This window comes from Kitasatospora sp. CMC57, assembly GCF_045866025.2.
Taxonomy (GTDB): Bacteria; Actinomycetota; Actinomycetes; order Streptomycetales; family Streptomycetaceae; genus Kitasatospora.
This window is the reverse complement of sequence record NZ_AP035881.2, coordinates 6510181-6532793: the sequence shown is the minus strand read 5'-3', so window position 1 is coordinate 6532793 and position 22613 is coordinate 6510181. Positions and strand designations below refer to the sequence as shown.

Sequence of the window (22613 nt, the reverse complement as noted above, 5' to 3'; positions counted from 1 at the left end):
CGGTGTGCCGGGAAGTCTGGTCGGCGATCGGGAGGCCCTTCTCTTCTCACGCCCGGAGGCACCATGACGCCCCACCCCACGGTCGGCACCGCCCGCTCCACAGTCTTCGGCCGCCGAGCGGGTGAACGGTGAACGCGCCGGGCCCGCTGGCGCAGCTGGGTCACCAGTACCTCGGGGTGCTCGCCGAGGTGTCGCGGACGGGCAGGTACCTGCGCCGTCGGGAGCTGGAGAGCCTGCGTGCACTGGGTGAGCAGGGAGCCGAAGACGGCTACGGCCTGCGGGAGTTGGTGGCGCACTGCCTGGGTGCCACCCGGAAGGCGTGGCAGGCCCTTCCGGGTATAGCCGAAGCCGCCACCGTCACCGAACTGCGCGCTACCAGCGACGCCGTACTCGCGGCCATGGACAGCGCGCTGGCCGCTCTCGGCGAAGGGCATGAGCGGGCACAGCAGCTGATGGTCCGCCAAGAGGAGGCGGCGCGCCGGGAGTTCATTGACGACCTGCTGTTCGGACGCAGCGATCTGGGCCTGCTGGCCGAACGGGCGGAACGGTTCGGTCTTCGGCTGGGCCGGACCCATGCGGTGGCGGTGGCTCTGGGCGAGGAACCGTACGACGACGTGCACCCGGTGGTGCGCCGGGTGGAGCGGGAGTTGGTGGGGCGGTTCGGGCAGCGGGACGTGCTGCTGGCGACCAAGGACGGCCGGCTGGTGTGCATCGCCCCGGACAGTGAGCGGGCGGTGCTGGACGCCTTCGCCCAGTTGACGCTCCGTCCGGGCGCCGGCTACCGCTCGGCCCGCCGGGTCGCCAGCGGGCGGCGGCACTCGGGTGCGAGCGGGGTGGTGCGCAGCTACGAAGAGGCCCTGGGAGCCCTGGACTTCGCTGACCGACTCGCTCTGCCGGCCACCCTGCTCAGGGCGGAGGAACTGCTCGTGTTCCCGGTGCTGATGCGTGACCGGGCGGCGATGGCCGACCTGGTGCGCACCGTGCTGGGGCCGCTGACCGGAGCACGCGGTGGGGCGCAGCCGCTGCTGGACACCGTCACCGTGCAGGCCGAGGCGGGGTACGTGAACGCGGAGGCGGCCCGTCGGCTGGGCATCAGCGTGCGGACCCTCGGCTACCGGCTGGAGCGGATCAAGGCGCTGACCGGGTACGACCTGTCGGACGCGTTGCACCGCTACACCCTGGAGACGGCCGCGATGGGCGCCCGGCTGCTGGGATGGCCCGCGCGGCAGCTCTGACACCCCGACCGCAGGTGCGCGTTCCCGGCCGTCAAGGATGCGTCAAGATTGCCGGATCCTGGCAATGTGCACCGGGTGCTCCGACTGTCACCATCGCTGTGCGCCGACGTCACGGCGGGCAGCGCGAGGGGATCGGGGGCGGAGCAGGGTGCACGGGTTCGTCGAAGCCGCGCTGGGCTATCCGGCGGCTCTGTTCGGCTTCGCGCTGGTGGTGGTCATCGGGTACTGGGGGTTGGTACTGCTCGGTGGCATGGGTGTCGACGTCCTCCACGGGGGAGACGGCGTCGGCACCCACGGGGGCACCCTGACCGGCTTCGGCCTCGGCGGGGTGCCGGTCACGGTGGCGGGATCGCTGCTGATCGCCATTGCCTGGTTCGTGACCCTGGCCGGGTCCGCCATGACCTCGGGCACGGCAGCGCGGACCGGGGTGCTGGCCGCCGCACTGCTCTGCTCCTGGGGCGGTACCCGGATGCTGCTGCGGCCGCTCGCCCGGCTCTTCCCGCCGCAGCGGGCCGTCTCGCGGCGGGACTTCGTCGGCCGGCTGTGCGTGATCCGCACCGGCCGGGTGGACGCGCACTTCGGACAGGCCGAGGTGACCGCGGAGGACGGCTCGTCGGCGCTCGTCCAGGTCCGGTCGCTGACCGAGGAACCCCAGCTGACGATCGGTCGGACCGCTCTGGTCTACGGCTACGACCACGATGCCGAGCACTTCCTGGTGGCCCCGTTCGATCCGGCCCTGCTCGGTTTCTGAACCTTTCGCACTTCTCTCAAAGGACCCGTGATGGACACCATCGCCGTGGGCCTCGGCGTAGTCGTAGCCGTGGCCCTGCTCATCGCGCTCGCGCTGCTCCTGCTCACCAGTCGGCTGTTCCGGAAGGTGGAGCAGGGCAAGGCGCTGATCATCTCCAAGACCAAGAAGGTGGACGTCACCTTCACCGGGGCGATCGTGCTGCCGGTGCTGCACAAGGCCGAGGTGATGGACATCTCCGTGAAGACCATCATGATCGGCCGCACCGGCCGGGACGGGCTGATCTGCCGGGACAACATCCGCGCCGACATCCAGATCTCGTTCTTCGTCCGGGTCAACAAGACCACCGAGGACGTCATCAAGGTCGCCCAGGCGATCGGCACCGCTCGGGCCAGCGACCAGGCGACGCTGCAGGACCTGTTCGCCGCGAAGTTCTCGGAGGCGCTGAAGACCGTCGGCAAGCAGCTCGACTTCACCGACCTCTACACCAAGCGGCACGAGTTCCGCGACCAGATCGTCCAGGTCATCGGCACCGACCTGAACGGCTACAGCCTGGAGGACGCGGCGATCGACCACCTCGAACAGACGCCGATGTCCCAGCTGGACGCCAGCAACATCCTGGACGCCCAGGGCATTCGCAAGATCACTGAACTGACGGCGATCGAGCACGTGCGCACCAACGAGTTCCAGCGCACGGAGGAGAAGGAGATCACCCGGCAGAACGTGGACGCCCGGGAGACGGTCCTGGAGCTGGAACGCCGGCAGGTGGACGCGGAGATCCGCCAGCGTCGCGAGATCGAGACGCTGCGCGCCACCGAGGAGGCGGTGATCGCCCGGGTCCAGGAGGAGGAGCGTCTCAGTGCCCAGAGCGCGTTCCTGAGGACCGAGGAGCACCTCGGCGTCCAGCGCGAGAACCAGGCCCGTGAGGTGGCCGTCGCGCAGAAGAACCGCGAGCGGGTCATCGCGATCGAGACCGAACGCATCGAGAAGGACCGCCTGTTGGAGGTCATCGGCCGCGAGCGGGAGACCGAGCTCGCTCAGATCGCCAAGAACAAGGAGGTCGAGCAGCAGAAGCGCGAGATCGCCGACGTGATCCGTGAACGCATCGCGGTGGACCGCACCGTTGCCGAGCAGGAGGAGAGCATCAAGACCCTGCGCACGGTCGAGGAGGCCGAGCGGCTGCGCAGCTCCGTGGTCATCGGGGCCGAGGCCGAGGCTCAGGAGAAGCTGGTCAAGGACATCAAGGCGGCCGAGGCGGCCGAGCAGTCGGCCGGCCACAAGGCCCGCGAGTCGCTGGTGCTGGCCGAAGCGCGGCAGCGGGCCGCCGAGTTGGACGCGACGGCGAAGATCCGCCTCGCCGAGGGCATCCAGGCGGAGGCCGCCGCCGCGGGCCTGGCGCAGGTCCAGGTCCGCGAGCGCGAGGCCACGGCGATCGAGCGGGTCGGCCGGGCCGAGGCCGTCGTCCTCGCGGAGAAGGCGCAGTCCGCCGCGCTCGAGATCGGGGCGAAGCTCAAGGCGGAGGCCGAGGGCCTGACCGACAAGGCCGCCGCGATGGCGAAGCTGGACGAGGCGAGCCGCGGGCACGAGGAGTACCGGCTGCGCCTGGCCATGGAGAAGGACGTCCGGCTGGCCGGCCTGGAGACCCAGGTACGGATAGCCGAAGCCCAGGCTGCCCTGGTGGCCACCGGCTTGGAGAAGGCGAACATCGACATCGTCGGCGGCGACACCGTCTTCTTCGACCGCCTGGTGCAGTCCGTCACCGCGGGCAAGGCCGTCGACGCCTTCGTCGCCCACTCCGACACCGCCCGCACCCTGGCCGGGCCCTGGCTGGACGGCAGCGCGAGCTTCACCGAGGACCTCACCCGGGTGCTGTCCGCAGTCTCCACCGCCGACGTGCAGAACCTCACCATCTCGGCCCTGCTGATGCGACTCATCGGCTCCGGCGACGAGCAGGCCGGCCAGTACCGGCAGTTGCTCGACGTGGCGAAGAACCTGGGCCTGGCCGAGGCGCCACTCGCGGCCCTCGACGGAACGAAGAAGTAGGCGGGAACGAGCGGTGGACCAGGTCGTCGACACCGGAACGTACGAGGTGCTGCGCGCGCGGCTGTCCGCAGCCGCGGACGAGCTGACCGAACGGGCCCGGGCGCTGAACACCCGGCGCCTGGAGGTGTTCGGGGCCAGCGAGCTCCGCCTGGGGAGCAGCGGCCGGCTGCGAACGGCGGGCCCCTGCACACCGCAGGACCTGGTCGCGGTGGGAGGCTTCCTCCTCCTCGGCCACCGACCACCCCTGAGCGTGGGTGGTCCGCTGGCGGTCGGCGACGTCCTGACCCTTCACGAGAAGGACCTCGCCCCCGCCGGCCCCGACGCCGTCCCCGGGCTGCTGGACGACCCGCGCCTCCAGCAGGACTTCGCCGAACTCCACCGCTACTACCGCGAAGCCCGCATCGAGCAGCTGCGACTGACCGACGGCAGGCTGCTGGCGGTCTTCCGCACCGGTCCGGCCGCCGGGGACCTGCGTGTCCTGCGCTGGCAGCTGAGCCCCGACGGTACGCCCCGGTACCTGGACGCACGCGGCGAGCGTGACCACGTCCGCCCTGACGGGCAGCAGCTGCACTGGGCCGGGGCGACCCGCGACGACCACGTACCGGGCCCGACTCCGCAGCTCTCGCTCGGCGGCGAGCTGCTGCTCGCCACCGGTGGCGGCACGCTGACCCTCAGCACCCCCGCCGGACGGGTTCTGCACCGGGAGCCGCTGGACGAATCGCTGCAAACCCTGGCCGATGCCGAGATCGCCCACGCCCGCCTGGACACCCTGCTGGTCGTCCGCATCCGCCCGTACCAGGAGGAGACCGTCCGGCACCTGGTCTGTCACCTGCCCTCGGGGCGGATCAGCAGGATCGACGCCGTGGGCCAGGCCTGCCTGCATCTGCCGGGTGACCAGGGTCTGGCGTTCCCCGGCGGCTACCACCTCACCGACGGCACGGTGCGGACCTTCGACCAGCCCACCGACGCGCTCGGCTACGAGCGCACGGTTCTCGCGCCCAACGGCGAGGACGTCCTGTACGCGTTCCGCGACGAAGCCACCGGTCGCACACTGCTCCTGCCCTACAACACCGTCCGCCAGGAAGCATCGGTCCCCCTGGCCTGCCAGGGCTACGCCCTGCTCGACGACGGCACGCTCGCCGCCCTGCGCACCTCCGAGGACGGGCCCGGCCGGCTCCACACCGTGCAGCTGTGGCAGACCCCGTACGTCAGCGAGCGCCACGCCGCCGCGCAACCGGCGGGCGACGGCCCGCTGGCGCGGATCGGGAACGCCGACCTGGTCACCGGCCTCGCCGACTGCCTCGCCCTCGCCCGGCTCGCCACCGCCCCCATCGACACCACGCACGGCTACACAGCCGTTCTGGCCGCCTGCTCGCGAACCGCCGACCGCCACCACTGGCTTGCCGAGCCCGGCCTCGGCGACCTGCACCAGCCCCTCCGGACGATCCGCGACACGGCCCGCCAGGTCCTCGCCGAGCACGAGAGCGTCACCCAAGTCACCGCGCACGCCGCGCAAGCCGTCGACCAGGCCGCCGAGCGGAGCGCCGCTCTGCTGCGCCTCACCCGCGGCGAGAACCTCACCTCCGCAACCGCCTGGGTCACCAGACTCGGCGAACTCCGCCACGCCCAGGGCCAGGTGGAGTCCCTGCGCGAACTGCGCCGGGCCGACACCGCCCGCATCGACCGGCTCGCAGCGGACCTCCTGGACGGCCTCACCGAGGCCGCCCGACGCGCCGCCACCTTCCTCGCCGAGCCCGACGCCTTCGCCGACCACCTCCGGCAGGCCACCACCCTCACCTCCGCCGCCCGGACCATCACCACCGCCGCCGAAGCCGCTCCCCTCGGCGAGCAGACCGAGCACCTCGCCGAAGCCCTCGCCACCGTCGGCGACCTGGTCACGACCCTCGACCTCACCGACCCGACCCTGCGAACCGGCATCCTGGAGCGCCTCGCCGCCGTACTCGCCGAGACCAACCGCGCCACCGCCACTCTCGCCGTCCGCCGCCGCGAGCTGCGCACCCGCGAAGCCACGGCCGAGTTCGCTGCCGAGACCGCTCTCCTCGCCCAGGCGACCACCGCCGCCCTGGCCGCCGCCGACACCCCCCAGGCCTGCGACGACCAGCTCGGGCGCCTGCAACTGCGCATCGAACAGCTCGAAACCCGCTTCGCCGACGCGGACCCGGCGCTGACCGAGCAGCTCACCGATCGCCGCACCGAGATAGACGACACGCTCACCACCCGCAAACAGACCCTCCTGGACGAGCGGGCCCGCCGCGCCGACCGCCTCGCCGACTCCGCCACCCGCGTCCTCGACGCCCTGCGCCGCCGCCTCGCCACCCTCAGCGGGCCCGGCGAGGTGGACGCCGCACTCGCCGCCGACCCGATGGCCGCCAAGATCCGCCACCTCGCTGAGCAGCTGGCCGACTTGGGGGAAACCGCCCGCGCCGAGGAAGTCACTGGGCACCTGCGCGCAGCCCGCGAGGAAGCCCACCACGCCCTGCGCGACCGCGGCGATCTGTACACCGACGGCGGAACCACCCTGCGGCTGGGCCGCCACCACTTCGCCGTCACCACCCAGCGGCCCGAACTCACCCTCGTCCCCTGGCAGGGCCGTCCCACCTTCGCCCTCACCGGCACCGACTACCGCTCACCCGTCACCCGCCCCGACTTCGACGCCACCCGCCGCTACTGGGACCAGCACCTCCCCTCCGAAACCCCGGACATGTACCGGGCCGAGTACCTCGCCGCGAGCCTGGTCCTCCAGTCCCAACCGCTCGGCCTGGAGGCCCTGAACGAGGCGCAGAGCACGGGAAGGCTGCTGGAACTCGTCCGCCGGGAAGTTGAAGCGCGTCCCGACGAGGGGTACCAGCGCGGCGTCCACGACCACGACGCCACCACCATCCTGGACGCTCTGCTCCACCTGCACGCCGACGCCGGACCGTTGCGCCACCCGGCCGCCGCCCGCGCCGCCGCCCAGCTCTTCTGGGCCCACGGGACCGACGAGACGACCCGGAGCGCCTGGACGACCCGCGCCCGTTCACTCGCGCTGGCCCGCAGCGCCTACGGCCCGATCCCCGCCTTCGAGGCCCTCACGGACGAACTCGACTACCGGATAGCCGAGTTCACCGACCGGCTCGGCCTTGCGGCCCCGCCACGCGGCGGCTCGTACCTCGCCGAGGAACTCGCCCACCACCCGCACGGTTTCGCCATCGCGGCCCCCACCACCACGCTGCTGGAAAAGTTCCACGCCACCGAGGACGCGCCCGGCCTCACCGACGCGTTGAAGGCGCTTCCGGACACCCCCGCCGACCTCGCGGTGCGCCACCAACTCGCCTACGCCTGGCTGGAGTCGTTCGCCGTCTCCACCGGCGAGGCCCTCGACGGAGGGGACCTCGCGGAGGCCACCACCGCGGTGCTGTGCCCGGACCTTCCCCGCTTCCCCGCCACCGGCACGCTCCGGACGACCCTGACCGGCCTACTCGGCGACCACCCCCGCCTGCGCAACGGCACTCTCATCGTCCGCCTGGCCGAACTCCTCAGCCGCACGGCGGACTTCACCACCCACCAGGTCCCTGGATTCCGCGCCTACCAGCGCCTGCGCACCACCCTGCTGGACACCGAACGCCGCCGCCTGCACCTGCATCAGTACCGCCCGGCCCCACTGAGCGGTTTCGTCCGCAACCGCCTCATCGACGAGGTCTACCTCCCGCTGATCGGTGACAACCTCGCCAAGCAACTCGGTGCCACAGGCGACGCCGCGCACGCCGACCGCAGTGGGCTGATGCTCCTCATCTCCCCGCCCGGCTACGGCAAGACCACCCTCGTCGAGTACGTCGCCGCCCGGCTCGGCCTGCTCCTCGTCAAGGTCAACGGCCCCGCCCTCGGGCACCGGACCACCTCCCTCGACCCCGCCGACGCACCCGACGCCACCGCCCGCCAGGAGATCGAGAAGCTCAACTTCGCCCTCCACGCGGGCAACAACGTGCTGCTCTACCTGGACGACATCCAGCACGCCTCAGCCGAACTGCTCCAGCGCTTCATCCCGCTGTGCGACGCCCAACGCCGCATCGACGGCATCCAGGACGGCCAGGCCCGCGGGTACGACCTGCGCGGCAAGCGCTTCGCCGTCGTCATGGCCGCCAACCCCTACACCGAGTCCGGCCACCACTTCCGCATCCCCGACATGCTCGCCAACCGCGCCGACGTCTGGAACCTCGGCGACGTCCTGGCAGGCCGCGAGGACCTCTTCGAGCTCAGCTTCATCGAGAACTGCCTCACCGCCAACGCCCACATCGCCCCCCTCGCCGGCCGTGACCGTGCCGACCTCGAGGTCCTGCTGCGCCGCGCCTCGGGCGAGCCGGCCGACGAGCCGCTCTCGCACCCGTACCCGCCCGCCGACCTCGACCGGATGACCGCCGTGCTGGCGAAGCTCCAGTACGTCCGCGACACCGTCCTCACGGTCAACCGCGCCTACATCGCCTCGGCCGCCCAGAGCGACCACAGCCGCACCGAACCGCCGTTCCGCCTCCAGGGGTCCTACCGCGACATGGCCAAGCTCGCCGAACGGATCGTGCCCGTCATGGACGACCGCGAGCTCGACGCGCTCATCGAAGACCACTACCGCGCCGAAGCCCAGTCCCTCGGCGCCGAGGCCGAAGCACAGCTCCTCAAACTGGCCGAACTCCGCGGCACCCTCTCCCCCACCCAGGCCGACCGCTGGGCCGCGATCAAGGCCGGCGGCAGACATGCCTCGTGACGTCCTGCCCGCACTACAGCGCCCGCCACCCGTGAAGGAACTGTCGGCGCGAAAGGTGGCGCTGTCCTGGTAGGGCTCGGCGTCCAGGTGACGCGCGCTGAGCCCGGCAGCCTCGAACTCCGCAGCGGAGATCTCCCACTCCACCAGATCGGGGTCGAAGAGGTCCACCACCGGAGGATTGAACGGCCAGTCGTCCGGACCGCTCCTGAGAACCGTCCCCTCTTCCGTCAGTTCCACCTGCCACGGTCTGCGGCCGTCCGGGCCGACTTCCATCAGGTAGACCGTCGGGTCGTCGTGATCGCCGTCCCGGCGCCGACGTACGTGCAGCATCTCCCGGTCCGCCAGGGCAGCGAAGCCGGGAAGTCCGCGCTGACCATCACGCTTGGCCTTCAGCCCGTCGAGCCCCGGGGGCATCGTCGCGGCGTCGATGTCGACCTCATAGTCGCGCCTCGCCGCGACCTCCGAGGCCGGCGCCAGGACCGTCAACCGCTGCACCTGCGGATCCCCGGGCCTGACGAACCGCAGCGGACCGGTGCTGGCGCAGTACCTCCCTCCCTGCAGCCCCGAGCCTCGCGAAGGACTGCACGCTGCCGTGCGTGGGGTGGGGACGGCGGGGGTAGTCGCCCGTTCATGACTGGTGTGGTGGAGGCAGGGCTCTGGGGTCTGGTGGCGGGATCGGCACTCCTGATCGGCGCGGCGGTCGGGTACGGGGTGAAGGTGCCGCAGTGGGTGGTCGCGTCGGTGATGGCCTTCGGCGCCGGGGTCCTGCTGTCGGCGGTGTCCTTCGAGTTGCTCGGAGAGGCCTACGACGAGGCAGGACTGGCGCCGGCCGCGGTCGGGGCGCTGGGAGGGGCTCTGGCGTACACGGTCGGCAACGTGGTGCTCGCCCGGCGGGGGGCCAGGCACCGCAAGCGTTCGGGACACGGCCGGTCGCAGCCGTCCGAGAGCGAGCAGCAGGGCTCGGGCACGGCGTTGGCGCTGGGTGCCCTGCTGGACGGCGTGCCGGAGTCCGCGGTCATCGGCGTGGGCCTTCTCCAGGGCGGTGCGGTCAGCGCGGTGACGGTGGTGGCGGTGTTCCTGAGCAACATCCCGGAGGGTCTCTCCAGCGCTGCGGGCATGCGCGCCGCAGGCCGCAGCAGCCGCTACGTGTTCACGGTCTGGGGCACGATCACCGTGGTCAGCGCGGTGTCGGCGGTCCTGGGCTACGCGCTGCTCGGCGGCACGTCGACGGCCCTGGTGGCGGGGGTGACGGCCGTGGCGGCCGGCGCCATCCTCACGATGATCGCCGACACGATGATCCCCGAAGCCTTCGAGAACGCCCACCTCGCGATCGGCCTGATCGTCGTCTGCGGCTTCCTGCTGTCCTTCGCCCTCTCCCACGCCTGACCCACCCCTGCCGTCTGCGAGGAACGGCGGCTTGTCAGCGCTCCCGCGACGCCGCACCACCCGGGCCTCTTTCGACGACCGTCTCCGCCCTGCGCATCCGCACCCTTCTCCAGCAGCGCTGATCTCCGTGGCAGTCCCTGACAGTCACCGGTACTTGACATCATCTAGTACCAGGGACAGTCTGGGTCTGTGACCCCCAGCCATGACCCTCAACTGCTCAAAGGCGTCCTGTCGCTCCTGCTGCTGCACCTCCTGGCCGAACAGGAGTCCTACGGGTACGAGGTGGCCCAGCGCCTGCAGGCCGCCGGTTTCATTGACGTTCTGGAGGGCACCGTGTACCCCGCCCTCGCGCGGCTCGAGCGCGAAGGGCGGCTGACCACCAGGCTCGTCGCCTCCTCCAGCGGTCCCGCACGCAAGTACTACCGGCTGACCGACGCCGGGCACCTGGCCCTGGCCGCCGGTACCACCGGCTGGGCCCGGCACGTCGCCAGTGTCGACGCCGTCCTCGCCCGCCCCCTGCCCACCGCACCGCAGAAGGGTTCCTGACATGCCGCACACCGTCACCTGGCTGGATCGGCTGCGCATCGAATGGGTCGTCTGGTCGCTCGACCAGCGCCTCTACGACCTCCCCTCCCGTACCCGGATCGCCCGGCGCCGCGAGGTCCGCGCCAACCTGCTGGCCGCCGCCGCGGAGATAGGCGCAGCCCAGGCGCTACGGCGACTGGGCGGCAGCCGCGCACTGGCGCAGGAGTACATGGACGCGGAACTCGGCGACGGGCCGCGATACTCCTGGAGCGCTGCCGGGATCTTCCTGCTCACCACTGCCCTGCTGCTCAACTTCTTCCTGGACGAGGCGGCGAACGCCTACCAGCAGGCGATCGCCGCCGTCGGCCCGCACATCGACGGCGCGTTCACCTGGAGCGGCGTCGCCGGGCTGCAGAGCTCCGTCACCTTCGTCTTCCACCAGGGCCAGGCCAGCCGCTCCGGCGGCGCCTGGACGCCACTGGTGTACGCGTTGCTGCTGGTCGGGACCGCCGCCAGCGGCCGCCTCTGGCGGATTCTGCCGCGCCACCGGAAGCGGAACTCGCAAGCGGTGAGCGAGAGCCTGGCGGGCTGAGCCGCTCGCCGCAGAGCGGTCCTGTGCCGCCGTCGGTCGGACGGGACTCCTCCCGTCCGACCGACGGCGGGCGTCGGCCTGCGACCGGCTCTCAGTTGGCCTTCAGCGGGCCGGCGAAGGACTTGCGGAGGGCCGACGGGCCACGACGGGGAGCAGCGAGGCCGGGATCTTGCCCTTCAAGGTGCCGGGCTTCCTGGTGAGCCCTCGACTCCAAGCTCTTCGGGCCGGGCGGCGGCTGGCTCTTCCGCCTGACCCTTCCCCCAGGCCGTGCACCTCGAAGTGTTCACAGGATGAAAACTCGCGAGGACACGTCCACCCGGCCGACGCCGGACGGGATCGCTTCCGCACGCCGCCCGAGCGCGTCTCCCCGGAGCGCACCTACGTCTCCCTGCCGGCATCCGAGGCCGAGCCAGCGGGGACGGGTACGACCACGACGAATGGCTGGCTCGGAACACCTCGTGCGGCAGCCTCATCTGTGGACGTCATTGCGAGGTGAATGACGTTCACCTACAGTGGTGAACGTCATTCACCTTCGAGGGGGGTCCGCTGTGGCCACTGATTCGCCATCTCCATCCCCGACCTCGTCCCCGTCCGCCGACCGCCGTGTCCTCGCCGTTCTGGCGGCAGGCGGCATCGTCACCACGCTGGTGCAGACCGCCATCGTGCCGCTGCTGCCGCAGTTGCCCCGGCTGACCGGCGCGGCGCCGGTCGATGTCGGCTGGGTGGTCACGCTCACCCTGCTGACCGGGGCCGTCGCGACGCCGTTGCTGGGGCGGGCCGGGGACATGTACGGCAAGCGGCGGATGTTGTTGGTCGCGCTCGGTGCGCTCGCCCTCGGGTCGCTGGTGTGCTCGTTCGCCTCCACCCTCCCTTGGCTGCTGGCCGGCCGTGGCCTGCAGGGGGTGGGGGCCGCGGTGGTGCCACTGTCGATCAGTCTGCTGCGGGGCGTGCTGCCACCGCATCGGACGGGTTCGTCGGTGGCACTGATGAGTTCGACGGTGGGGATCGGCGCTGCTCTCGGTCTGCCGCTGGCCGCGCTGCTGGTGCAGTTCGCGGACTGGCACGCGATGTTCTGGGCCATGACCGCGCTCTCGGCGGCCGTGCTCGTGCTGGCGTGGTGGGTGCTGCCGGAGGAGCCGGTCCGGTCGCCGGGGCGGTTCGACCTGGTCGGGGCGTGCGGGCTGAGTGCGGGGCTGGTGCTTCTGCTGCTGGCGCTGTCCAAGGCGGGTGAGTGGGGGTGGGAGAGTCGGCGGGTTCTCGGCCTGTCGGCGGCGGCGCTACTGATCCTGGCGGGGTGGACCGTCCAGCAGCGCCGCGTTGCGCATCCGCTGGTGGACGTGCGGCTCGCGATGCGTCCGGCGGTTCTGCTGCCGCATGTGGCCGCGTTGCTGGCCGGATTCGCGTTCTACGCCAACTCCCTCGTCACCGCGCAGCTGATCCAGACGCCCCGGGTCACCGGCTACGGCCTGGGTCTCTCGGTGGTGGCGGCGGGTGCGTGCCTGCTGCCGAGTGGCGTGATCATGGTCCTGTGCGCTTCCCTGTCCGCCCGGCTGGCCGCCGCCCGTGGGGCCAAGGCCACGCTGACCGTGGGCACGGTGGTCATCGCCGCCGGGTACGGGCTGCGCTTCGCCGACAGTCGGCAGCTGTGGGCGGTCATCGCCGGTGCGGCCGTGGTGTCGGTCGGCACGGCGCTCGCATACTCCGCGCTGCCCATGCTGATCATGCGGGCGGTGCCGCTGGAGCAGACCGCCGCGGCGAACGGCCTCAACGTCCTCATGCGCACCATCGGGCAGGCCCTGTGCAGCGCGGTAATCGCCACCGTGCTGGCGCAACACACCCACGTGTTCACCGGCGGGTCGGGCACGGCCATGGCGGCCCCTACCCTGAACGGGTACCGCGTGGCGTTCGCCGCGGCGGGGGCGGTCGCGTTGCTGGCCTGTGCGGCCGCCCGCCTCATCCCGCGCCAGCCGCGACCAGCGCCGTCCCCCCTCCAGGAGGCTGAACACGATGCCCGGCCCGAGCTCCGCCTCCCCCCGTCCCGGCCGCCCGCGAACGACGTCCAGCAACCCGCCGGGACCGGTGCCCGCGTCGCCGACGCCCGGCCCGGCACCGGACGGCCCGGCAGCGGACGGGGCGGCACGACCGCGTGACGCCGAGGCGCGGCGCGCGGAGATCCTCGCCGCCGCCCGGCGGGCGTTCGCCCGGCATGCCTACGCCGACACGACCATCGCCGCCATCGCCGATGACGCGGGCGTCAGCCCGGCGCTGGTGATGAAGTACTTCGGCTCCAAGGAGCACCTTTTCAACCAGGTCTTCACCTTCGACGCCGACGCCACCGCCCTGTTCGACGCCCCGTTGGACGGCCTCGCCCGGCACATGGTCCTGCACCTGCTCGCCACCCAGCGCGGCCAGACCCGCGACCCGATCCTGCGCATCGCCTTCTCCCGTCACCACCTGGAACTCGGCGGACAGGCCCGGGCCAACTTCCGCACCCAGGTCATCGACGCCCTCGCCGCCCGGCTCTCCGGACCGGACACCGCACTACGGGCGGAACTGGCCATCGGTGTGCTGCTCGGCCTCGGGGCCCTGTACGCGACCGTCCAGGCAGACCGGCTGACGAGCCTGCCCCCGGACGAGGTCGCCGATCTGTACGTCCCGCTCCTGCAACCCCTGCTCGACGGCGAGGCTCCGGCGCGTCGTTGAGCAGTACGTTTCCCTGCACCCCCCGGTGATCTTCCACCGGGTACGCCGCTCACAGCAGTGATCCGGCGTCAGACGTGCACGTACCGAACACTGGAGGTTTTCATGGCCAAGGGCTACTGGGTCAGCGTCTACCGCACCATTTCCGACCCCGAGAAGCTGGCTGCCTACAACACGCTGGCCCGCGAGGCCGTCGCGGCCGGAGGCGGCCGGACGTTCGTTCGCGGCGGGCAGGTCGTCGCCCACGATGACGGCATCGCCGAGCGCGTCGTCCTGGTCGAGTTCGACAGCTTCGAACAGGCCGTCGCAACCCACGCGAGTGAGGCCTACCAGCAGGCGCTGCTCGTCCTGGCCGACGGCGTCGAGCGCGACTTCCGCATCGTCGAAGGCGTTTGAGCGTCACGGCCTGCCGCACGGCGAAGGCGTACTACACCGCCGTGCGGCCCGTTCTCGCCCACCGGCGACCACACGCTCACCCGGCCACTCAGCTGCCCGGCCCGCCGTCCCCCGCCGCCGCGACCACGAACCAGTCGGCCGGCAGGGCGACCCGGGTGCCGTCCGGGTTGCGCTCGCTCATCGCGAGGTCGGTCCCGCCCTGGTCGAGGATCTCCAACCCGGCGCCGCGCAGCAGCTCGGGCAGTTCCCCCGCGGCGACCTCGGCCGGACGGAGCTGGTGCTTGCGGACCTGGCGAAGCTTCTCCGAGGGACCACCGGGCCGCTCGGCGGCCTGCTGGAGTACCGTCTTGGCCGCAGCGGTCGGCTCGACCACGAAGCCCCGGCCACGCCGACCGAGCAGCAGCGCGACGGCGGCCGCGACCGGCGCCCGGTCGTCCGGATCGCTCTGGTGGAGCACCGCCCGCACGTAGACGTTGGCCTCGCCGAGCCGCCCTACCCCGACCAGGTCGGTGAGGTCGAGCTGCTCGAACTCGGCCACCGCGTCGTGGTCCGCCCGACGGGCGTGCGCCACGGCCGAGGCGGAGAGGTCGACGCCCACCGCTCGCGGGAAGTGCCCGGCCAGGTAGCGGGTCTGGGTGCCGTTGCCGCAGCCGAGGTCGACGATCGGCAGTGTCCGGTCGGCGTGGGCGGCGAGCAGCGCGGTGTGCGGGGCCGCCGTCAGCGACGGGTCCGCGTCCCAGAACGGTTCGCCCGGCTCGCCCGTGTTCTCGGCCCAGAAGCCCTCCCACGCGCGGACGTAGCGCTGCGAAGTACTCATGCCCAGGTCTCCCGTGTGTCGTGGCGGCGCGTACCAGCCTCCGTACCGGCGCCGGGGCCTGCGGAAACCGCGCGCCCGGATCCTTCACGCCGTGTTCGACCCAGCGCCGGAGAACCACCCGCACGGCGGACGCCGGCCGGCCCGGCGGCGGCTGCGTCAGACGGCGTCGCCCGGCCCGGGGGCCGACGGCAACGCCGCGAGCGCGTCGCGCAGAGCCGCCCGGGAGGTGACGCCCGGTTTGGGGAACACCCGGTAGAGGTGGGAGCTGACGGTGCGCGGCGACAGGTGCGTCCGCTCGCCGATCTCCTTGTTGGTCAGGCCGCTCGCGGCGAGTTCGGCGATCCGCTGCTCCTGCCAGGTCAGCGCAGCCGGGTTGGTGGCGGAGTGCGGCGTCGGCGCTCCGCAGGCCCGCAGTTCGGCGCGCGCCCGCTCGGCCCATGCCTCGGTACCGAGGTCTGCGAGGCCCTCGACGGCCTGCCCCAGGACCTGCCGCGCGGCCCTCGGCCCCCTACCACCTGGGCGACCTCCACGAAGCCGTCAGCCAATTCAGAATCTCTCTGGCGCTCTGCGAAGAGATGCCCCTCACCATCGGAATCACGGCAGCCGACACACCGTCAGAACGTATTACCGTAACCGCACGGACGGCCTAAGGTGATCGGGATGAGCGATGATCCCGTGATGCTGCGTCCTGTGGACGAGAGTGACCTGTCGGTGCTCGAACGGTTTCTCACGGATCCTGAGGCGACCGGACCGTTCCAATGGCTCGGCTGGTCGGATCCCGGGCGGTGGAGACGACGTTGGGCGCAGGACGGTCTGCTCGGCGATGACGGCGGCCACCTCATGGTGGTGGCCGGTGGCGACAAGTGCGGCTTCGTGGCGTGGCGGAAGATCGTGACGTCGCGGAGCTCGTACTGCTGGAATGTCGGAGCCCAGCTGCTGCCGGAGAGCCGGGGCCGTGGGGTCGGCACGCAGGCCCAGCGGCTGCTGGTGCGCTACCTTTTCGCGCACACACCGGTGGTCAGACTCGAAGCGGACACCGAGACGGAGAACATCGCCGAGCAGCGCGCGCTGCAGAAGTCCGGCTTCACCCGTGAAGGCGTGCTGCGCAGCACCGTGTTCCGGGACGGGCAGTGGCGGGACGTCGTCCGCTACAGCGTGCTCCGCGGCGACAGCCCCGGACAGTGGTGACAACTCAGCCGAACGCTGGGAGCAGGTGACGACCAGCCCGACCATCCGGTGACAAGAAGCGTGGCCAGTGCACCGCTGCAGCCCGGATCAGTCGCCGATTCCCGTACCTCTGGGCCGACGCCCTGCGGATCGTCTCAGCCGCTCCCCGAAGCCCGCTTCCTTGACCACGCGGCGGCGTCGACCCCGTACCGGGCCAGGAGGCGCGCGAACTGGACCTGCTCCTCCGGCGACCAGGCGGCGGTGATCTCCTGGAACGCCGTGCGCTGCTCGGCGGCGAAGCGGTTGCGTTCGGCCTCGCCGTGCTCGGTGAGTTCGAGCACGGTACGGCGCCCGTCGGCCTGGGAAGCCGCCCGGCGCAGCAGCCCCTCCTCGATGCAGGCGGCGACGGTCCGGCTGGCCACCGGCTGGGCGACACCCATCTCGGCGGCGAGGCCGCCGACGGTGGTCTCGCCCGGCGCGTCGGCGATCACGTTGAGCACGAGATTGCGGGAGAGGTCCTTGCCCGACGCCGGTGCGCGCCGCCGCAGCCGGGACAGCGCCGGGCCGATCTGGTCCAGCGCCAGGTCGTCGGGGGACCGCTCGGAGGGGGGCACGCTGCTCATGTGCCTGAGTCTAGGCCCATGCCCCACATTTGCATACCTGCCGATAAGTCCATAGCATTAGGTATGTAAATGCACTGAGCAAGGAAACGAGGGGGACTGCCATGACGCTCACCGCGATCACCAACGCCCGGGTATTCGACGGGGAGAAGAGCCTCGGCGTGCAGACCGTGGTCATCGACGGCGGGAGGATCACTCAGGTCGGAGGCGACGCCCCGCGCGGCAGCGAGATCGTCGACGGCCACGGCGCCACGCTGCTGCCGGGACTCATCGACGCCCACGTCCACTCCGCCCCGGACTCCCTGACACTCGCCCTGCGGTTCGGAGTGACGACCGAACTCGAGATGCAGGGGATGAACACCCGGGAGAACCGGGGTGCCATCACCGACGACGACACCGTGGCCGACGTGCGCTCCGCAGGCTTCGCCATAACGCCCCCCGGAGGCCACCCCAGCGAGCTGATGCCCGAGGGGTACCGGCCGAAGCGGGACCTCCCCCCGGTGATGCCGCTGATGCCGTTCTCCACGACGCCCGAGGAGGCAGCCGCCTTCGTCCCCCAACTCCTCGCTCGGGGTTCCGACTTCATCAAGTTCATGATTGACGACGGCACCGTCGAGGGGCACCCCGGCCTGCCCGTCCTCGACCAGGCCACCGTGAACGCCGGTGTGGCGGAAGCAAAGAAGTACGGCGCCCTCACCGTGGCCCACGCCCTGACCGTGGAAGCCACCGCGATGGCCGCCGAAGCCGGCATCGACGGCGTCGTCCACCTGTTCATGGACCAGCCGCACACCGCCGAGATCATCGGCCTCATCAGGGACGCGGGCATGTTCGTCGTCCCCTGCATCAGCCTCAACGCCTCGATGATGGGCATCACCGGCAGCGAACTCGCCGACGACCCCCGGGTCGCCGCCCGCCTCGACAGCCGGTGGGACCGGACCCTGCGGTCCAGCTACAACCGCTACCCGCAGGGCAGCCTCGACGACGTGTACGACAGCGTGCGCGCCTTGGACGCCGCCGGCGTCGACATCCTGGCCGGTACCGACGTCTCCATGCCCGAGACCTTCTTCGGCGGCCTGGCGCACGGCGCCAGCCTCCACCACGAACTGCAGTACCTCGTGGCCGCAGGCCTCACCCCGGCCCGCGCCCTGCGGGCGGCCACCGCGACCACGGCCCGCTGCTTCCGCCTCAGCGACCGTGGCCGCATCGCCGAAGGCCTCCGCGCCGACCTCCTGCTGGTCGACGGCGACCCGACCGGCAACATCAGCGACACCCTCAACACCCGCGCCGTCTGGCGCCGCGGTGCCCGCCTGGCCCTTGAGAGTCTTCCGTCCTGAACCCGCAGATCGCGGAGCCGGGTGACCAGGGCCGGCCACCTCGTCACCCGGCTCCGCGGGCCCCGAACGGGCCGAGGCTACTCACCGTTCCCTCGCCTGGAGCACGAGGGAGCTCCAGCGGACACTGTCCCGGCCGTGGAGATCGGGACGCTCGCTGCTCAGGATCGTCAGCAGGCCGTGCACTGCACCCAGCTCGACGGTCTCAGCAGCGGTCACGTCGAACATGTGGCGACCGTCGGGTACGGGACCATGGCGGAGGTTGACGAAGAATCGGCCGCCCGGCATCAACAAGGCGGCGATCCTGGCCATCGCCTGCCCGCGCTCCTCGGCGTCCAGATGCATCCACACCGCAGTGGCGAAGACCGCGTCGAAGCGACCCGGGCACTGGCGAAGCGTCAGGTCAGGGAGAACGTCGTCGGTCCACTCGATTGCGCTGCCGGCATGGATTCGCTGTCCGTGTCCCCGTAGCTCCGCCGTCGGCTCGGCAGCCACGACCCTGTGCCCCAGGGCCGCCAACGCGGCCGCATCGCGTCCGGTTCCCGCACCGACGTCGAGGATCCGTGCGGGCCCGACGGGCACCAAACCCATTACGTCGCGGTGGACTTGGCCGAAGGTGACCTCTTCGTACTGGACTGCCAGCACGTCCGCCGCCCTCGCGTACCCGGCGGTTCCCCTGGGGCGGCCGATGCTGTCCCCGTCGGCACCCGATCGATCAATCACGATCGAAGCGTACCGACCCGCAGATTCTCCGCATTACTCCAGGTGTCAGCCTTGCCGGCTGGGGAGCACAGCCAGGGCCTGGGACCGCCTTGCGACGAGCTCGTCGTAGGTACCGTCGCACTCGGCCCAGCGGTGCGTGACAACCCGCTCGACCAGGATCTCGTCAGGAGTGGGGATCAGCGAGAGCAACTGCATGGCCTCGGCGGCGACTTCGTCGCGGGGCAGTGCCTGCGGGTTCACCTTCTCCTACCCTGCCGTTGCGACCGCCGGGGGACGAGCTCGACGACACTGACGCCGGTGCCGTCCAGCTGCACACGCAGTGCCTCGGAGTAGGCGTGCACTGCGGCCTTCCAGGCGCCTCCCCTCAGGTCCTCGAATCCCTCGCGCGCGTCCTGAACCTCGCCGACGTGGAGCGGGCATCTGCTCGGCCTCGCGGCCGCCCGCCCCACAGCACCCCGACGCAAGCGACCCGCGAACGTACCGGCACGGGTGCACCAAAACCCCCCGTTCGTCGAACTCGTCGGAGAGCTCGCCCTGTCCAGCCAGCGGTTCCGCACTCTGTGGGCCCGGCACAACGTCCGCAATCTCGACGGAGGCACCACTACCGTCCAGCGCCCCGTCGTGGGCGAACTACGGCTCCACTGCGACAAACTACCCATCGACGACGTCATCCTCGTCGTCTACTACCCCGACAAGGACAGCGACAGCGACGAGAAACTACAACTGCTCACCTCGCTCTCACACACCGAACCCACCGTCACGATGGAAGGATCTCGGGTCGGTCGTGGCGCTGACCGTGCCGGTGGTGGGCGAGGCCGGACTTGAACCGGCACAGCCGAAGCGGGGGTGTTACAGACCCTTGGGCTCTCCAGTGCCCAGCTCGCCCTTGGCGGAGGAAGTGGGGGTCGAACCCACACGGGTGCTCGCGCACCCCAACGGTTTTCGAGACCGAGGCCGGCGCCACCTCTCGGCTGGCTCCTCCGTGAACCGCCTTGTCCTGCGCGGAGAGTGCGCGGATCGAACGCGCGCGGGCTTCCACCCGACTACGGCTTAGCAAGCCGCTGCCTTACCACTCGGCCAACTCTCCAGGTGCTGCGCTGCCGGACGAGGATTCGAACCTCGAACTTCCTGATCCAGAATCAGGCGTGCTGCCAGTTGCACCATCCGGCACTGCGGGGCGGCCATGAGAAAGGCCACCCGTTCGGGGTGTCCCCGGGGCGGCCTGGCACGAGTGGGTGCCGGTCTACCGCGCGGAGGGATACCCCTGGCTCTGCTGGGAGCTCGAGGAACGCTGATACGACTGACTGTTGCTCATGACGCGCGTTCCTCTCCGTGGCTGTGGTGCCGGGCTGATGCGCCTACTCTGCGGCAGACCGCCCCAGGCGGGCAACCGCATTTCCGCGTGCGGTGGTGCATGGGCGTCCTGCTAGGCCGTGTCCTGGCGATCAGGTAGACCGTTGATGGGACTGTAGGACATAGGGGTGATCTGACGGACGCTCAGTGGGAGCGGTTGGTGCCGTTTCTGCCGGTGAGCAATGGTCGTCGTGGCAGGTGGCGGGATCATCGGCAGGTGGTCAACGGGGTACTGTACCGGATCCGCACCGGTGTGCAGTGGCGTGACCTGCCGGAGCGGTACGGCCCGTGGAAGACCGTTCACGAGCGGCATCGCCGCTGGTCGGCAGGCGGCACGTGGCAACGGCTGCTCCAGCGGGTGCAGGCCGAGGCGGACGCTGCCGGGGCCGTCGACTGGGATGTGTCCGTGAACTCGACGTCGGTGCGGGCCCACCAGCATGCCGCGGGCGCCCGGCATACGCCGCCGGCCAAAGGGGGGCTCCACGCCAGCGGTCAGGAACGCTCGGATGTGGGCGGAGCTGGTCGCCCTGCTGGTGGAGGTGGTGCGGGAGGTGAGGCGCTCGGCCGCTCGCGCGGCGGTTTCACGGCCAAGCTCCACCTGAGCGCGGACGGCCGCTGCTGGGTGCTGTCACCGGTCCCCACGCCCGGTCAGCGAGCCGACTGCACGCAGTTCGAAGCGGTGATGCAGCGGATCAAGGTGCCCCGCCTGACCGCCGGCCGACCTCGAACGACACCGGACAGCGTCAGCGCGGACAAGGGCTGCAGCAGCCGGCGGACCCGCCGCAACCTGCGCGGACGCGGGATCCGGCACGTCATTCCGGAGAAGGCCGACCAGACGGCCAACCGGGTCCGGCGCGGGAGCGCCGGCGGTCGGCCGCCTGGCTTCGACAAGGAGCGGTACAGGAAACGCAACACCGTCGAGCGGGCGATCAACAAGCTGAAGCACTTCCGCGCCGTCGCCACCAGGTACGACAGGCGCGCCTACGTCTTCCTCGGCACCGTCACCGCCGCAGCACTCGTGATCTGGCTCCGCTCGTGATCGCCAGGACAGTGCATAGGGCCTGTCCGATCCCGAACCGCCTACGGCCGTCCAGTCGACTCCGGGGTCGGTGACGCCGATGAGCAAGGTGGCGACCTCTGCCCAGCAGCCGGGGAGGAGTTGATCATGCCGTGCCGGACATGATCAAATTCATCCGGCCGCAGTCCACCTCAGCGGGTGGCCTGGCGCAGCATCGGGGGGAGATGGTGAAACTGAAGGCCACGCGCGTCCGGCTCCCGAAGCCGCACTCAGACATGGTGTCACCCCCGTCGAGGCCGGACGACGGATCACCCATCAACAGGTGATGCACGTCGGTCCGGCTCTCGGCCGCGCTGCCGCCGACTCGGCTCCGACCGCGTCGTGCAAGAGCGTTGACGCTCTACCCACTGGCTCCATGCGGGTTCGCGCGCTCCGTATCGGCTGCCGTTCCTCTCGGGCGAGCCGCCCGTTTCCAGTCCGTTGTTGTCTGAAAGGTTGTCATGAAGAACACCGTGCGTCGCACTGCGGCGGTCGCCGCTGCCACCCTCGCTCTCAGCCTGGCGAACACCGGGTCCTCACAGGCCGTCTCCGGTACTCAGGACTTCATCGTCTACGGCGCAACTCCCAAGTGCGCCACGCCTTACGGCAACGGAACGGCCAACGGCACGACGCTGACGCTCTGGGACTGCACGGGCTCCAGCGCCCAGAAGTTCCAGTTCTTCAGCTCGGGCGAGGTCAAGCACGTCGAGAGCGGCAGGTGCATCACTCCTCGGGGCAACAGCTACTCGAACGGCACGGTCCTGACCCTCTGGGACTGCACCGGCGCCAGCGTCCAGAAGTGGAACGTCGGCAGCCACTACAACCGGGGCAACAACCGGACGACTCCGCTGTTCAACTCAGGCCAGTGCATCACCAATGAGGGCAACAGCTTCGCGAACGGCACCCAGATGACCCTGTGGACCTGCGACTCGTCCTGGCCCGCTGTCCAGGACTGGGCCGTCTGGCTGTAGCAGTACCGCCCGACGCCGGTAGGGGCGGTGCCCATGCCGGGCCGAGGCCGCGCCGCGTGGTTGGGGAGGTGCTCACGCCGGTTCAACGAGCCGGGTGTTGGCCGGTGGCGAGCCATTGCCCAGCCGGACGGCGCGGCCGACACCGCCGGACGCGAGAAGGGCAGCCAGCCCGACGCGGGCGCCGACCCCAAAT

17 protein-coding genes, 4 tRNA genes and 3 pseudogenes are annotated in these 22613 nt (G+C 71.1%); 15 read left to right on the top strand and 9 right to left on the bottom strand.

Annotation, left to right across the window (positions count from 1 at the left end; genetic code table 11):
* Positions 1–128: 128 nt before the first annotated feature.
* From ACKUU6_RS29405 to ACKUU6_RS29360, 10 genes are all read left to right on the top strand, one after another.
* Positions 129–1235 carry a PucR family transcriptional regulator gene (locus ACKUU6_RS29405; RefSeq protein ID WP_407991587.1) on the top strand — a complete coding sequence of 369 codons (1107 nt, stop codon included), beginning with the start codon at positions 129–131 and terminating at the stop codon, positions 1233–1235.
* Positions 1236–1383: 148 nt separating this feature from the next.
* The gene (locus ACKUU6_RS29400; protein ID WP_407991586.1) at positions 1384–1986 is read left to right on the top strand and encodes a hypothetical protein; all 603 of its coding nucleotides are present in this window, start codon (positions 1384–1386) and stop codon (positions 1984–1986) included.
* Positions 1987–2016: 30 nt separating this feature from the next.
* Positions 2017–4026 carry a flotillin family protein gene (locus tag ACKUU6_RS29395; protein WP_407991585.1) on the top strand — a complete coding sequence of 670 codons (2010 nt, stop codon included), beginning with the start codon at positions 2017–2019 and terminating at the stop codon, positions 4024–4026.
* A gap of 13 nt (positions 4027–4039) precedes the next feature.
* The gene (locus ACKUU6_RS29390; protein WP_407991584.1) at positions 4040–8782 is read left to right on the top strand and encodes a DNA repair ATPase; all 4743 of its coding nucleotides are present in this window, start codon (positions 4040–4042) and stop codon (positions 8780–8782) included.
* Between the two features lie 630 nt (positions 8783–9412).
* Positions 9413–10168, top strand: coding sequence for a ZIP family metal transporter (locus ACKUU6_RS29385; protein ID WP_407991583.1), 756 nt, complete (start codon positions 9413–9415; stop codon positions 10166–10168).
* 189 nt (positions 10169–10357) lie between these two features.
* Positions 10358–10714 (top strand): PadR family transcriptional regulator, encoded by a 357-nt coding sequence (locus ACKUU6_RS29380; RefSeq protein ID WP_407991582.1) that lies wholly within the window; start codon positions 10358–10360, stop codon positions 10712–10714.
* Position 10715: 1 nt separating this feature from the next.
* Positions 10716–11285 carry a hypothetical protein gene (locus ACKUU6_RS29375; RefSeq protein ID WP_407991581.1) on the top strand — a complete coding sequence of 190 codons (570 nt, stop codon included), beginning with the start codon at positions 10716–10718 and terminating at the stop codon, positions 11283–11285.
* 548 nt (positions 11286–11833) lie between these two features.
* Positions 11834–13435 (top strand): MFS transporter, encoded by a 1602-nt coding sequence (locus ACKUU6_RS29370; protein WP_407991580.1) that lies wholly within the window; start codon positions 11834–11836, stop codon positions 13433–13435.
* On the top strand, positions 13365–13988 hold the full coding sequence (locus tag ACKUU6_RS29365; protein WP_407991579.1) for a TetR family transcriptional regulator: 624 nt from the start codon (positions 13365–13367) through the stop codon (positions 13986–13988). Before ACKUU6_RS29370 ends, ACKUU6_RS29365 begins: the two co-directional genes overlap by 71 nt.
* Positions 13989–14090: 102 nt before the next feature.
* Positions 14091–14381, top strand: coding sequence for a DUF1330 domain-containing protein (locus tag ACKUU6_RS29360; RefSeq protein ID WP_407991578.1), 291 nt, complete (start codon positions 14091–14093; stop codon positions 14379–14381).
* A gap of 88 nt (positions 14382–14469) precedes the next feature.
* Here ACKUU6_RS29360 and ACKUU6_RS29355 read toward each other — a convergent pair whose 3' ends face one another.
* Both ACKUU6_RS29355 and ACKUU6_RS29350 read right to left on the bottom strand, forming a co-directional pair.
* Complete coding sequence (locus ACKUU6_RS29355; protein ID WP_407991577.1) at positions 14470–15198, bottom strand: class I SAM-dependent methyltransferase; 729 nt, start codon at positions 15196–15198, stop codon at positions 14470–14472.
* 156 nt (positions 15199–15354) lie between these two features.
* A pseudogene (locus tag ACKUU6_RS29350) lies at positions 15355–15708 on the bottom strand (helix-turn-helix domain-containing protein); the annotation flags it as partial.
* A gap of 150 nt (positions 15709–15858) precedes the next feature.
* Here ACKUU6_RS29350 and ACKUU6_RS29345 point away from each other — a divergent pair.
* Positions 15859–16386, top strand: a complete 528-nt coding sequence (locus ACKUU6_RS29345) for a GNAT family N-acetyltransferase (RefSeq protein WP_407991576.1) — start codon at positions 15859–15861, stop codon at positions 16384–16386.
* 134 nt (positions 16387–16520) lie between these two features.
* Here ACKUU6_RS29345 and ACKUU6_RS29340 read toward each other — a convergent pair whose 3' ends face one another.
* Positions 16521–16988 (bottom strand): MarR family winged helix-turn-helix transcriptional regulator, encoded by a 468-nt coding sequence (locus tag ACKUU6_RS29340; RefSeq protein ID WP_407991575.1) that lies wholly within the window; start codon positions 16986–16988, stop codon positions 16521–16523.
* A 101-nt stretch (positions 16989–17089) separates the two neighbouring features.
* Here ACKUU6_RS29340 and ACKUU6_RS29335 point away from each other — a divergent pair, with 101 nt between their 5' ends.
* Complete coding sequence (locus ACKUU6_RS29335; protein ID WP_407991574.1) at positions 17090–18319, top strand: metal-dependent hydrolase family protein; 1230 nt, start codon at positions 17090–17092, stop codon at positions 18317–18319.
* An 81-nt stretch (positions 18320–18400) separates the two neighbouring features.
* On the opposite strand, the gene ACKUU6_RS29330 is transcribed toward ACKUU6_RS29335, so the two are convergent.
* Together ACKUU6_RS29330 and ACKUU6_RS29325 are read right to left on the bottom strand one after the other, a co-directional pair.
* A complete protein-coding gene (locus ACKUU6_RS29330) occupies positions 18401–19039 on the bottom strand; it encodes a class I SAM-dependent methyltransferase (RefSeq protein WP_407991573.1) in 639 nt (212 codons plus the stop codon).
* Between the two features lie 45 nt (positions 19040–19084).
* Positions 19085–19395 (bottom strand): annotated as a pseudogene (locus ACKUU6_RS29325) (oxidoreductase); the annotation flags it as partial.
* Between the two features lie 3 nt (positions 19396–19398).
* On the opposite strand from ACKUU6_RS29325, the pseudogene ACKUU6_RS29320 reads away from it, so the two are divergent.
* Positions 19399–19864 (top strand): annotated as a pseudogene (locus tag ACKUU6_RS29320) (hypothetical protein); the annotation flags it as partial.
* Here ACKUU6_RS29320 and ACKUU6_RS29315 read toward each other — a convergent pair.
* The 4 genes from ACKUU6_RS29315 to ACKUU6_RS29300 all read right to left on the bottom strand — a co-directional run bounded on the left by ACKUU6_RS29315 (position 19843) and on the right by ACKUU6_RS29300 (position 20209).
* Positions 19843–19925 (bottom strand) — tRNA-Tyr (locus ACKUU6_RS29315). The pseudogene ACKUU6_RS29320 and the gene ACKUU6_RS29315 overlap by 22 nt on opposite strands.
* Before the next feature lies 1 nt (position 19926).
* A tRNA-Ser gene (locus ACKUU6_RS29310) sits at positions 19927–20021 on the bottom strand.
* A gap of 20 nt (positions 20022–20041) precedes the next feature.
* Positions 20042–20126, bottom strand: a tRNA-Ser gene (locus ACKUU6_RS29305).
* 10 nt (positions 20127–20136) lie between these two features.
* A tRNA-Gln gene (locus tag ACKUU6_RS29300) sits at positions 20137–20209 on the bottom strand.
* Positions 20210–20525: 316 nt separating this feature from the next.
* Here ACKUU6_RS29300 and ACKUU6_RS29295 point away from each other — a divergent pair.
* Positions 20526–21431, top strand: coding sequence for an IS5 family transposase (locus ACKUU6_RS29295; RefSeq protein WP_407992276.1), 906 nt, complete (start codon positions 20526–20528; stop codon positions 21429–21431).
* Positions 21432–21910: 479 nt separating this feature from the next.
* Positions 21911–22420, top strand: coding sequence for a ricin-type beta-trefoil lectin domain protein (locus ACKUU6_RS29290; RefSeq protein WP_407991572.1), 510 nt, complete (start codon positions 21911–21913; stop codon positions 22418–22420).
* Positions 22421–22613: the final 193 nt, after the last annotated feature.

What these genes read in the sequence shown, in the direction of transcription:
- ACKUU6_RS29385 (WP_407991583.1), top strand. Translation starts at nt 9,413, where the DNA reads ATGACTGGTGTGGTGGAGGCAGGGCTCTGGGGTCTGGTGGCGGGATCG.
- ACKUU6_RS29355 (WP_407991577.1), bottom strand. Translation starts at nt 15,198, where the DNA reads ATGAGTACTTCGCAGCGCTACGTCCGCGCGTGGGAGGGCTTCTGGGCC.
- ACKUU6_RS29345 (WP_407991576.1), top strand. Translation starts at nt 15,859, where the DNA reads ATGAGCGATGATCCCGTGATGCTGCGTCCTGTGGACGAGAGTGACCTG.
- ACKUU6_RS29395 (WP_407991585.1), top strand. Translation starts at nt 2,017, where the DNA reads ATGGACACCATCGCCGTGGGCCTCGGCGTAGTCGTAGCCGTGGCCCTG.
- ACKUU6_RS29360 (WP_407991578.1), top strand. Translation starts at nt 14,091, where the DNA reads ATGGCCAAGGGCTACTGGGTCAGCGTCTACCGCACCATTTCCGACCCC.
- ACKUU6_RS29340 (WP_407991575.1), bottom strand. Translation starts at nt 16,988, where the DNA reads ATGAGCAGCGTGCCCCCCTCCGAGCGGTCCCCCGACGACCTGGCGCTG.
- ACKUU6_RS29335 (WP_407991574.1), top strand. Translation starts at nt 17,090, where the DNA reads ATGACGCTCACCGCGATCACCAACGCCCGGGTATTCGACGGGGAGAAG.
- ACKUU6_RS29290 (WP_407991572.1), top strand. Translation starts at nt 21,911, where the DNA reads ATGAAGAACACCGTGCGTCGCACTGCGGCGGTCGCCGCTGCCACCCTC.
- ACKUU6_RS29375 (WP_407991581.1), top strand. Translation starts at nt 10,716, where the DNA reads ATGCCGCACACCGTCACCTGGCTGGATCGGCTGCGCATCGAATGGGTC.